Source organism: Pseudonocardia sp. (genome assembly GCF_035305885.1).
Classification (GTDB): domain Bacteria; phylum Actinomycetota; class Actinomycetes; order Mycobacteriales; family Pseudonocardiaceae; genus Pseudonocardia.
This window is the reverse complement of record NZ_DATGOP010000076.1, coordinates 61,832-72,652: the sequence shown is the minus strand read 5'-3', so window position 1 is coordinate 72,652 and position 10,821 is coordinate 61,832. Positions and strand designations below refer to the sequence as shown.

The following is a 10,821-nucleotide window of genomic DNA, read 5'->3' as shown; positions in this document are numbered from 1 at the left end:
TGGACTTCCACGTCTCCGACACCTACTTCGTGGTGGCGCACTTCCACTACGTGCTGTTCGGCACGATCGTGTTCGCCACCTACGCCGGCATCTACTTCTGGTTCCCGAAGATGACCGGCCGGATGCTGGACGAGACGTGGGCCAAGGTCCACTTCTGGCTCACGTTCGTCGGGTTCCACCTGACGTTCCTGGTGCAGCACTGGCTGGGCAACGAGGGCTTCCCCCGCCGCTACGCCGACTACCTGCCCATCGACGGCTTCAACGCGCTGAACGCGATCTCCTCGATCGGGGCGTTCGTGCTGGGCGCGTCCACCCTGCCGTTCCTGTGGAACGTGTTCCGCAGCTACCGCTACGGCCGGGTGGTCACCGTCGACGACCCGTGGGGCTTCGGCAACTCGCTGGAGTGGGCGACGACGTGCCCGCCGCCGCGGCACAACTTCACCGAGCTGCCGCGGATCCGCTCCGAGCGGCCGGCGTTCGAGCTGCACTACCCGCACCTCGTCGAGCGCTTCCGCGCCGAGGCGCACCTCGGCCACGCCGACCCGGGTGAGCTGGTGTCGCAGAAGATCGGTGGGGAGACCCTGCCGAACGACGATCCGAAGTCGCGCTGACCGGGTCGATGTCACCGAGGGGCACGAGCGTCCTCATCACGGTCACGGGCCCGGACCGCCCGGGCGTGAGCTCCGTGCTCTTCGCGGCGCTCACCCGGCACGGGGTCGACCTCGTCGACGTCGAGCAGGTGGTGATCCGCGGGCGGCTCACCCTCGGGGTGGTCGTCGAGACCCACCACGACCCGGAGGGCCTCCAGGAAGCCGTCGAGCAGGCGATGGCGAGCATCGCCATGCAGGTGCACACCACGCTCGAGGTGCGCGACGACCCGGCGGTGCGCCGCCACTCGACGCACGTCGTCGTGGTGCTCGGCAGGCCGATCACGGCGAAGGCGTTCGGCGCCGTGGCGGCCGCGCTCGCCGACGTCGGTGCCAACATCGACTCGATCCGCCGCGTCGCCGACTACCCGGTCACCGGGCTGGAGCTGATGGTCTCGCCCGAGCCCGGCCGGGGGAGCGAGGACTACCCGCCCGGCACCCTGCGCGCGCGGCTCGTCGAGGTGGCCCGCACCGCGGGCGTCGACGTCGCCGTCGAGCGGGCCGGGCTCGCCCGGCGCAGCAAGCGGCTGATCGTCTTCGACGTCGACTCGACGCTCATCCAGGGCGAGGTCATCGAGATGCTCGCCGCGCACGCGGGCGCCGAGGCCGAGGTCAGGGCCGTCACCGAGGCGGCGATGCGGGGCGAGCTGGACTTCGCCGAGTCGCTGCGCCGCCGCGTCGCCGTGCTGGCCGGCCTGCCCGAGACCGTGCTCGACGAGGTGGCGGCGAAGCTGGAGCTCACCCCGGGCGCGCGCACCACGATCCGCACGCTCAAGCGGCTCGGCTACCGCTGCGGCGTCGTCTCCGGCGGGTTCACCCGGGTGATCCGGGGCCTGGTCGACGAGCTCGGGCTCGACTTCTGCGCCGCCAACGAGCTGGAGATCGTCGACGGCAGGCTCACCGGGAAGGTGGTCGGCGACATCGTCGACCGGCCGGGCAAGGCGGCGGCGCTGCGCCGGTTCGCCGACGGCTTCGGCATCCCGCTCGAGCAGTGCGTCGCCGTCGGCGACGGGGCCAACGACATCGACATGCTGACCACCGCGGGCCTCGGCGTCGCGTTCAACGCCAAGCCCGCGCTGCGCGAGGTCGCCGACACGGCGCTGTCGCACCCGTACCTCGACGTCGTGCTGTTCGTCCTCGGCATCACCCGCGACGAGGTCGAGCGGGCCGACGCCGCCGAGGGCGTGCTGCGCCGCGTCCCGATCCCGTGATCGAGGTCGCGGAAGCCGGGGCGCGCGGACGGCGTTGATGGCCGACGTGAACGCAGACTCCCCGCTCGTGGACGCCCCGCCCGTGCTGGCCCCGCTGGCGGCGCGCTACGCCGGTGGGCGCGAGCCGGTGTCGGACGGCGTCGTGCGCGCGATGCCGGTCATCCTGCGGCTGGAGCGCCCGCCCGCCGCCCGCACCCCGGTGCTGGAGGCCGCGGCCGCGGCGGCGCTCGCCGTCTGCCTCGACCCGCGCGCGCAGCCGGGCGGGGAGTGGCACGAGGCGGTCTCGATCTGGGTGGGCACCCAGATCCGCAAGATCGCCCGCCGCGCCCGTGGCGCGCACTGGGCGGCCGTGCAGGAGCTGCCCGGCGTGACCTGGGAGGTCGACGGCGCCGAGGCGCGGGCCCTGCTGCCCGGCCCGGTGGACGAGGTGCCCCGCGTGGTGTCGCGGCTGCAGATCGGCGGCACCGACCTGCCGCCCGACGACCCGCCCCCGCCCCCGGCGGACGCCCCGGTGATCTGGCTGAACGCCGCGCTGGAGCTCACCGTCGGGAAGGCCGCCGCGCAGGTCGGGCACGCCTCGATGCTCTACGCCGCCGCCCATGGCCTCGCGGAGGTGCCGCGCTTCGCGGTGCGCGACGCCGACCCGGAGCGGTGGGCGCGGCTGTGCGCCGCCGTCGAGCGCGGCGAGGCGGTCGCCGTCCGGGACGCGGGGTTCACCGAGGTGGCGCCGGGCACGATCACCTGCATCGCCGCGCCGGCCTGACCCCGCTCAACCCGCAACTCACGCACACCCAGCCCGCGACTCGCGTGCACGCACACCGCGACTCGCGGACGTCTTCGAGCTGCGTCAGTGACCCGCGAACACCGCGGAGTGGGTGCCGGTGAGCTCCTCGGAGACCTCCCACAGGCGCCGGGCGAGGTCGGGGTCGTTCCCCGGCGGGCGCACGGGGATGCGGGTGACCCGCATCGGGCCGCGGAACTCGGTGCGCGGCCCGACGAACGAGCCGCCCTCCAGCTCCGGCACGGTCGCGGCGTACAGGATCGGCAGCGCGGCGTCCTCGGGGGCGCGCGCCACCCGGGACGCGACCGGTGAGATGAGCCGGTCGAGCAGGTAGTGGCACCGGTCGGTGTTCATCGGGGTGCTGGCCATGCCCGGGTGGGCCAGCACGCTGCGGACCGGTGAGCAGGTCTCGCGCAGCCTGCGTTCGAGCTCCAGCGCGAACAGCACGTTGGCGAGCTTCGAGCGCGCGTAGGCGCGCATCGGCGAGTAGCGCCGCCCGCCGGTGAGGTGGTCGTCGCGGTCGAGGTCGAGCCTGCCGTACCGGTAGACGGTGGAGGTGACCGTGACGACGCGCGGCTCCCACCCGTGCCCGAGGGCGGGGAGCAGGAGCGTCGTGAGCGCGAAGTGCCCGAGGTGGTTGGTGGCGAACTGGCTCTCCCAGCCCTGGGCGGAGCGCCGCAGCGGGGTGCCCGCGATGCCCGCCACGTTGAGCAGCGCGTCGACCGGCTCAGCGGTGACGTCGGCGACGAAGGCCCGGACCGAGTCGAGGTCCATGAGGTCGAGCCGCAGCACGTCGACGGTGGCGGCACGGTGCTCGGCCAGCAGCGCCTCGCGGTGCCGGGCGGCCTTCCCCACGTCCCGGGCCGCCATCACCACCCGCGCCCCGCGCTTGGCCAGCTCGCGGGCGACGACGAGGCCGAGCCCGCTGCTCGCCCCGGTGACGACGACCCGGCGCCCCCTCTGGTCCGGGACGTCCCTCAGATCCCATGTGCTCACAGGATCCCCCCATCCTTGAGTGACTCAAGCGTTATGCTTGAGCTACTCAAGGAGGATGTCAAGCAGTTATTCTTCGGGCGTGTCCGGACCCCAGCCAGCTCAACCGCTCGTCGAGCAGGTGATGGTCCTGGCCATGGCGATCGTCCAGGAGATCAAGAGGGCCGTCCGCGAGCTCGGGTTCAGCGAGTCGGTCGCCCATCTGCTCTGGGAGCTCGACCCCGCGGCCGAACCGGTCCCGCTGCGCCAGCTCGCCGAACGGCTGCACTGCGACCCGTCCAACGTGACGTTGCTCAGCGACCAGCTGGAGCGCAGGGGCCTCGCCGAACGCAAGCCGCACCCCGCCGACGGGCGCGTCCGCACGCTCGTGCTCACCCGCGAGGGCGTCGCCGTGCGCCGGGCGCTGCTGGAGCGCGTGCAGGAACGCTCCCCGCTCGCCGCCCTCGACGACGCCCAGCAGTCCGAGATGCGCAAGCTGCTCGCGGTGGCGATGGCGGGACACCGGCGCGGCTGATCAGGCGCCGCGCAGCCGGCGCAGGGCGCCGTGCACCTTCTCCCGGTCGTCGGTGGTCCAGAACGGCGGCAGGCTCGCGCGCAGGAAGCCCCCGTAGCGCGCGGTGGCCAGGCGCGAGTCGAGGATCGCGACGACGCCGCGGTCGTCCATGCCGCGCAGCAGCCGCCCGGCCCCCTGGGCGAGCAGCAGCGCCGCGTGAGTGGCAGAGACCGCGAGGAAGCCGTTGCCGCCGCGGGCGTCGGTGGCCCGCTGCCGCGCGGCGACCAGCGGGTCGTCGGGGCGCGGGAACGGGATCCGGTCGATGATCACGCACGACAGCGACGGACCGGGCACGTCGACGCCCTGCCACAGCGAGAGCGTGCCGAACAGCGACGTGGCCTCGTCGGCGGCGAACTTCTCCACCAGCTGCATCGTGGAGTCGTCGCCCTGGCACAGGATCGGCGTGTCCAGCCGGCCGCGCATCGCCTCGGCGGCCTGCTTGGCCGCCCTCATCGACGAGAACAGCCCCAGCGTGCGCCCACCCGCGGCCTCGACGAGCCCCGCGATCTCGTCCAGGTACGACGGGGGCAGCCCGTCGCGCCCGGGTGGGGGAAGGCGCTTCGCGACGTAGAGGATGCCGCTCTTGGCGTGCGCGAACGGCGAGCCGACGTCGAGGCCCGACCACTTCGGGGCGTCCGGGTCCGGCACCGGGTCCGCCTTCTCGCCCTCACCCCTGCCGACCGCCTTCTCCGGGGGCAGGCCCCACTGCCGGGCCAGGGCGTCGAAGTTGCCGCCGAGCGCGAGCGTCGCCGACGTCAGCACCACGGTGGAGCGGCCGAAGAGCCGCTCCCGCAGCAGCCCGCCGACCGAGAGCGGCGCGGCGTGCAGCGACTTGTACCGCGCGCCGTCCGGGCCCTGCTCGGCGAGCCAGACGACGTCGTGCCGCTTGGCCGGGTCGGGCTCGTCGAACGCGCCGAGCAGCCGGACCGCGGTGTCGGCGACCTCGTCGAGCGCGGCCTGGGCGATCTTGCGGCCCGCGGCGAGCTCCGGGTCCTCCCTGCGGTCGGAGCCGAGCGCCTGCCGGCAGGAGGCTGCCGCGTCGCGCACCGCCGAGAGCGCACCAGCAGCGGCCCGCGGCAGCGCCTCCCAGCGCCCGGGCGGCAGGTCGTCGAGCACGAGGCCGAGGCCCTCGCCCGCCTCCGCGAGCCGGTCGGCGATCGCCTGGTCGATGAGCTTGCCCAGCCGCCGGGCGGCCCCGGTGACCATCCCGGCGGTGAGTTCTGCCGTGGCCACCCCGGTGACCCGGTCGACCAGCTCGTGGGCCTCGTCGACGACCACGACGTCGTGCTCGGGGAGCACCGGGCGCCCCTCGAGGGCGTCGATCGCGAGCAGGGCGTGGTTGGTGACGACGATGTCGGCCTTGCCCGCGACCGCGCGCGCCCGCTCCGCGAAGCAGTCCTCGCCGACCGGGCACTTGGCCACCCCGAGGCACTCGCGGGCGGTGACCGAGACCTGCCGCCACACCGAGTCGGGCACGCCGGGCACCAGCTCGTCGCGGTCGCCGGTCTCGGTGGTGTCGGCCCACTCGTGGATGCGCTTGACCGCCCGGCCCATCGCCGAGATCGCGAACGGGTCGAACAGCTCGTCGGCCGGGTCGGTGTCGTCGCCGCCGTGCAGCTTGTTCAGGCACAGGTAGTTGCGCCTGCCCTTGAGGATCGCGAACGTGGGCGCGCGGCCCAGCAGCGGCTTGAGGGCCTTGGCGAGCCGGGGGAGGTCGCGGTCGACGAGCTGGCGCTGCAGCGCGATGGTGGCCGTGGACACGACCACCGTGGAGCCCTTGCTCACCGCGTGGTGGATGGCGGGCACCAGGTACGCGAGCGACTTGCCGGTGCCCGTACCGGCCTGCACGGCCACGTGCTCACCGGTGACCAGCGCCCTGCGAACCGCCTGCGCCATCGCGTCCTGCCCCTCGCGGCGCGTGCCGCCGACGGCGGCGACGGCCGCTTCGAGCAGCTCCGCAACCCCGGGCAGTTCGGTTCCCTGCTGTTGAGTTGCGGTAGGCACCCGCCGAGGCTACCGGGCCGCCCCGACGTCACGGGGCCGAACGCCGGAAACGATCGTTGCGCGGTTCACACGTGATGAACAACCGGGTGTAACCCGCGGTCGGTCCCGCGGCGCCATCATGGGCGGAGTGACATCCACGCAAGTTCTGCTCCCCCCGACGGCATACCCCGTCCTGCTCGAGCACGAGGCCCGCTACAGCGACCTCGATCCGAGCCGCCGCATCGGCCGGGACGCGCTCGTGCGGTGGTTCGAAGACGCCCGGGTCGCCGTCGAGCGCACCCGCTTCGGCGCCGACCTGACCGGGCGCATGCGCCTGCTGCTCGCCTCCGTGCGCGTCGACGTGCTCGCCCCCCTCCGCGTCACGCGCAGCTACCGGATCGGGCTTGCCGTGACGCACATCGGCACGTCGTCGTTCGCCTACACCTACGGCGTCTTCGCCGACGACGAGTGCGTGGCCACCGGCGAGTCGGTCAGCGTGCACGCCACCGACGGCAGGCCGTCCCCGCTGCCCGCGCCCGTCCGTGCCGCCCTCGAGGAACTGCGGATCGACGGGCCGCGGGTCGAACGCCCCCGGCTCGACCCGGCCCGCCGGGTGCGCGAGGCCTACCCGTTCCGTCTCGACGTGCGCACCCGCTTCGGCGACCTGGACACCAACCGCCACGTCAACAACGTGCGGCTGGCCGGCTGGTACCTCGACGGGCTGGCCGAGCTGCACCTGGACGTGCTCGGCTACCCCACCGGCGGGCCGCTGGACGGCCTCGCGCCGAGCAGCCTGTCGGTGCAGTACCTCGACGAGGTGCGCTACCCGGGCATCTACCAGCTGCGGGTCGGTGTGGTGGACCTCGACGACACCACCGCCCGCTACGCCTGCGGCCTGTTCGACGGCCCGCGCTGCATCGGCCTCGCCGACGCCGTCGGCACCCACCGGGTGCTGGACGAGAACGGGGTGGTCGGCGACCTGGGCGCGCTGCTCGAACCGTTCCGGATGCGCGAGGTCTGACGAGGACGTGCGGGCCCGGGCGTCAGGCCACCTGCACGCCCGCGGCCCGCATCTCCTCGAGCGCCCGCTCGGTGGTCTCCTTCGCCACCCCGGCGCACAGGTGCAGCAGCACCCTGGTGGTGAAGCCGTTCCGCGCCGCGTCCAGGGCGGTGGCGCGCACGCAGTGGTCGGTGGCGATCCCGACGACGTCCACGGTGTCCACGTCGTGCTCGCGCAGCCAGTCGGCGAGGCCCTTGCCGCCCGGCTCGCTCCCCTCGAACCCCGAATAGGCCGCCGCGTGCTCGCCCTTGCTGAACACGGCCTCGATCGGGGCCACGTCCAGGTCGGGGTGGAACGAGGCGCCCGGGGTGCCCGCGCGGCAGTGCGGCGGCCAGCTCTTGACGAAGTCGGGGTTGGCCGAGAAGTGGTCCCCGGGGTCGATGTGGTGGTCGCGGGTGGCGACGACGTGGTCGTAGGGGGCGGTGCGCAGGTGGCCCGAGATCGCGGCGGCGACCGCGGCGCCACCCTCGACGGCGAGCGAGCCGCCTTCGCAGAAGTCGTTCTGCACGTCGACGACGATCAGGGCGCGCATCGGGTCACATCCCTTCGAAGACGGTCGGAATGGCCGGTTCCCCGCGGGAGAGCTTCAGCCCCTCCCACGGCACGGACACCAGCGCCGCGCGCAGGTGTTCGCGGGACTCCTCCAGTGTGGGCAGGTCCGGCACCCGCTCGCCGCCCCTGACCAGCGGCACCGGCAGCACGCGGTCGTGCGGCCCCAGCGCAGGCGGGTTGGCCGCGGGGTGCACGACCTCCTCGATGGCGGTGCCCGTCGGCTTGTAGCGGCGGAACGCCGACTTGCGCCCGCCCCGCGACTGCTTCGACTCGCTGCGCTTGGCCACCGGGCGCCCGTCGACCTCGACCAGCTTGTAGACCATCCCCGCGGTGGGCGCGCCGGAACCGGTGACCACCGACGTGCCGACCCCGTAGGAGTCGACCGGCTCGGCCCGCAGCGATGCGATCGCGTACTCGTCGAGGTCGCCGGAGAGCACGATCTTCGTGCGGGTCGCGCCGAGGGCGTCGAGCTGCTCGCGTGCCTGGCGGGCGAGCTCGCCGAGGTCGCCGGAGTCGATCCGGATCGCGCCGAGCCCCGTGCCCGCCGCCTCGACCGCGAGCTCGACGCCCCGGCGGATGTCGTAGGTGTCGACGAGCAGGGTGGTCTCCGGGCCGAGGGCCTTCACCTGGCTCGTGAACGCCGACAGCTCGTCGTCGTGCAGCAGCACCCACGCGTGCGCCGCCGTGCCCGCGGTCGGGATGCCGTGGCGCCGCTGCGCCTCCAGGTTGGAGGTGGAGGCGAACCCGGCCAGGTAGGTGGCCCGCGCGGCGGCCACCGCCGCGGCCTCGTGGGTGCGCCGCGAGCCCATCTCGATGATCGGGCGGCCCGCCGCCGCGGTGACCATCCGCGCCGCGGCCGACGCCACCGCGCTGTCGTGGTTGAGGATCGACAGCACGAGCGTCTCCAGCAGCACGGCGTCGACGAACGTGCCCGAGACGGTGAGGATCGGCGAGCCCGGGAAGTACAGCTCGCCCTCGGGGTAGCCGTCGATGTCGCCGGAGAAGCGGTACTCGGCCAGCCAGGCGAGCGTCGAGTCGTCCACGACGCCCTCGAGCATCGCGAGCTCCTGCTCGCCGAACCGGAACCGCTCGATCGCCTCGAGCAGCCGGCCGGTGCCCGCCACCACGCCGTAGCGGCGGCCCTCCGGGAGCCTGCGGGCGAACACCTCGAACACGCACCGCCTGCCGGCCGTGCCGTCGGCGAGCGCGGCAGCCGCCATGGTCAGTTCGTACCGGTCGGTGAACAGCGCGGTGGACACACCGGCCGACGACGGACTGCCAGTCATGGATCGAGAGCCTATGTGCCGTGCGCACCGAATGGAGGAGGTGTCACCATGGATGTATGGCCGCGCCGCTACCCGTACCCACTCGCCATGTGGAGCCGGACCTCTCCGAGGACACGACGGCCGACGTCCCGTGGCAGGCGATCGTCTGGAACGACCCGGTCAACCTGATGTCGTATGTCACGTACGTGTTCCAGAAGCTGTTCGGCTACCCGGAACCCAAGGCCACCGCGCTGATGCTCGACGTGCACCACAAGGGCAAGGCCGCGGTGTCGTCAGGGGACAAGGAGAAGATCGAAGCCGACGTCGCGAAGCTGCACGCCGCCGGTCTCTGGGCGACGATGCAGAAGGCATGAACGGTTGGAAGAAGTCGGGCCGCGGCGGCCGGACGCGCATCGCGGGCACCTTCGACCCGCAAGAGGCCGCGGTCCTGCGGGGTCTCGTGACCGAGATCCGGCAGATGCTCGCCGGGCGCGCCGCGGAGAACCCCGCCGACGAGCTGGCCGTCCTCACCGGGATGCGCACCGGCCCGTCCACGCGCCCCGACGACCGCGTGCTCGCCCGGCTGCTGCCCGACTTCTCCACCGACGACCCCGACCTCTCCGCGGGGATGCGCTCCCTGTACGAGCCCGAGCTGATCGAGGCGAAGGACAGCGCCGCGGCGCTCGTGCTCGACACCCTCCCCGAGGCCGGGGGGCGGGTCGAGCTCACGCCCGAGCAGGCCGACACGTGGCTCGCCGCCCTGAACGACGTGCGGCTCGCGCTGGGCACGGCCCTCGACGTGAGCGAGGACATGCCCGACGAGCTCCCCGCCGACGACCCGCGGGCCGCGCACCTCGGCGTCTACCACTGGCTGACCTTCGTGCAGGACTCGCTGGTGCAGACGCGCATGGCCATCCGCGGCTGAGCCCGCGCGGGGCAGCGCCACGAGCCGGCCGGTCAACGCACCGGTCGGAACCGGCCCCACAGCGTGAACCGGCTGCTCGGCAGGAACCCGAAGACCCGCTCGGCGCCGGGGCGGCTGTCGTCGCTGAACAGGGCGGCCGCCGGGAGGGCGGGCGCCGCCTGGAGGCGCGAGCGCACCATCGCCGACCGGCAGCCGCGGTGCGGGCCGCGGGCAGCGTGACCCCGAGCACGAGGACGAACACGCCGTGCGCCACGTGCCGGGCGCCCACGGTCACCGCGCGCCCGTCCAGGTAGCCGACCTCGAAGTGGGCTCGCCGCGGTGAGCAGGCGCTCGTCGAACAGCGCTGCGGGCGGCACGTCCGGGAAGGGGTAGCCCTCGACGATCACGCGTTCGGCGTCGCGGACGGCCGCGGCGTCGGCGAGCGGCGATGCGCGAGCCCCGGTGCAGCCCACCGCCGGGAGCGTGCGGGCGGGCGCAGGTGGAACGGCGGGGGCCCGAGCAGCTCCCGGCCCCCCGCGGTTGCAGGTGGGGGGCGGCCAGGCGCTCAGCAGGCCGACCCCCCTCGCCCGGCGCGGCCACCTGCGATCTCGTCGAGGAGGGCGCCGGCGGTTCCGGGTCCGGGGGCAGCGGGCGCAGCAGCGTCACCGCGTTGCCCAGCCCGGCGGGTCGGCCGAAGTCGGTCAGGACGAAGTCGGGTGGGCGCACGGTGCGCCCACCCAGCGCGGTGACCGCGGGCTCCCACGCCTCCGCGCGCGTGCAGACGAAGCGCCGCAGCACCGTGTCGTCCACCGGCGAGTCCGGTCCCCACCCGGTCTCCAGCACCCGTCCAGCGTGGCTGGCGGCGCGCCGGA

General features: G+C 74.0%; 12 protein-coding genes. 7 read left to right on the top strand and 5 right to left on the bottom strand.

The window, feature by feature from the left end; genetic code table 11:
• From VKZ81_RS16210 to VKZ81_RS16200, 3 genes are all read left to right on the top strand, one after another.
• The coding region (locus VKZ81_RS16210) for a cytochrome c oxidase subunit I (RefSeq protein WP_324242399.1) at positions 1-611 on the top strand (611 nt) is incomplete at its 5' end.
• Between the two features lie 8 nt (positions 612-619).
• Positions 620-1,858, top strand: coding sequence for a phosphoserine phosphatase SerB (gene serB / locus VKZ81_RS16205; RefSeq protein ID WP_324242398.1), 1,239 nt, complete (start codon positions 620-622; stop codon positions 1,856-1,858).
• A gap of 46 nt (positions 1,859-1,904) precedes the next feature.
• A complete protein-coding gene (locus VKZ81_RS16200; protein ID WP_414709391.1) occupies positions 1,905-2,621 on the top strand; it encodes an aminoacyl-tRNA hydrolase in 717 nt (238 codons plus the stop codon).
• Between the two features lie 84 nt (positions 2,622-2,705).
• Here VKZ81_RS16200 and VKZ81_RS16195 read toward each other — a convergent pair whose 3' ends face one another.
• On the bottom strand, positions 2,706-3,635 hold the full coding sequence (locus VKZ81_RS16195) for an SDR family NAD(P)-dependent oxidoreductase (protein WP_324242397.1): 930 nt from the start codon (positions 3,633-3,635) through the stop codon (positions 2,706-2,708).
• 79 nt (positions 3,636-3,714) lie between these two features.
• Between VKZ81_RS16195 and VKZ81_RS16190 the strand changes: the two genes are divergently transcribed.
• Positions 3,715-4,146 (top strand): MarR family winged helix-turn-helix transcriptional regulator, encoded by a 432-nt coding sequence (locus tag VKZ81_RS16190; protein WP_324242396.1) that lies wholly within the window; start codon positions 3,715-3,717, stop codon positions 4,144-4,146.
• Here VKZ81_RS16190 and VKZ81_RS16185 read toward each other — a convergent pair whose 3' ends face one another.
• Positions 4,147-6,189: an ATP-dependent DNA helicase gene (locus VKZ81_RS16185; RefSeq protein WP_414709390.1), complete on the bottom strand. Its 2,043-nt coding sequence runs from the start codon at positions 6,187-6,189 to the stop codon at positions 4,147-4,149.
• Positions 6,190-6,316: 127 nt separating this feature from the next.
• On the opposite strand from VKZ81_RS16185, the gene VKZ81_RS16180 reads away from it, so the two are divergent.
• Complete coding sequence (locus VKZ81_RS16180) at positions 6,317-7,189, top strand: thioesterase family protein (protein WP_324242395.1); 873 nt, start codon at positions 6,317-6,319, stop codon at positions 7,187-7,189.
• 22 nt (positions 7,190-7,211) lie between these two features.
• Here VKZ81_RS16180 and VKZ81_RS16175 read toward each other — a convergent pair whose 3' ends face one another.
• Both VKZ81_RS16175 and VKZ81_RS16170 read right to left on the bottom strand, forming a co-directional pair.
• The gene (locus VKZ81_RS16175) at positions 7,212-7,760 is read right to left on the bottom strand and encodes a nicotinamidase (RefSeq protein ID WP_324242394.1); all 549 of its coding nucleotides are present in this window, start codon (positions 7,758-7,760) and stop codon (positions 7,212-7,214) included.
• Between the two features lie 4 nt (positions 7,761-7,764).
• Entirely contained in the window at positions 7,765-9,066 is a 1,302-nt protein-coding gene (locus VKZ81_RS16170) for a nicotinate phosphoribosyltransferase (RefSeq protein ID WP_324242393.1), read from the bottom strand.
• Positions 9,067-9,122: 56 nt separating this feature from the next.
• On the opposite strand from VKZ81_RS16170, the gene clpS reads away from it, so the two are divergent.
• Both clpS and VKZ81_RS16160 read left to right on the top strand, forming a co-directional pair.
• Positions 9,123-9,419: an ATP-dependent Clp protease adapter ClpS gene (gene clpS / locus VKZ81_RS16165; protein ID WP_324242392.1), complete on the top strand. Its 297-nt coding sequence runs from the start codon at positions 9,123-9,125 to the stop codon at positions 9,417-9,419.
• Positions 9,416-9,970 (top strand): DUF2017 domain-containing protein, encoded by a 555-nt coding sequence (locus tag VKZ81_RS16160; protein WP_324242391.1) that lies wholly within the window; start codon positions 9,416-9,418, stop codon positions 9,968-9,970. The genes clpS and VKZ81_RS16160 overlap by 4 nt, the downstream gene beginning before the upstream one ends.
• 32 nt (positions 9,971-10,002) lie before the next feature.
• On the opposite strand, the gene VKZ81_RS16155 is transcribed toward VKZ81_RS16160, so the two are convergent.
• Positions 10,003-10,149 carry a hypothetical protein gene (locus tag VKZ81_RS16155; RefSeq protein WP_324242390.1) on the bottom strand — a complete coding sequence of 49 codons (147 nt, stop codon included), beginning with the start codon at positions 10,147-10,149 and terminating at the stop codon, positions 10,003-10,005.
• Between the last annotated feature and the right edge of the window lie 672 nt (positions 10,150-10,821).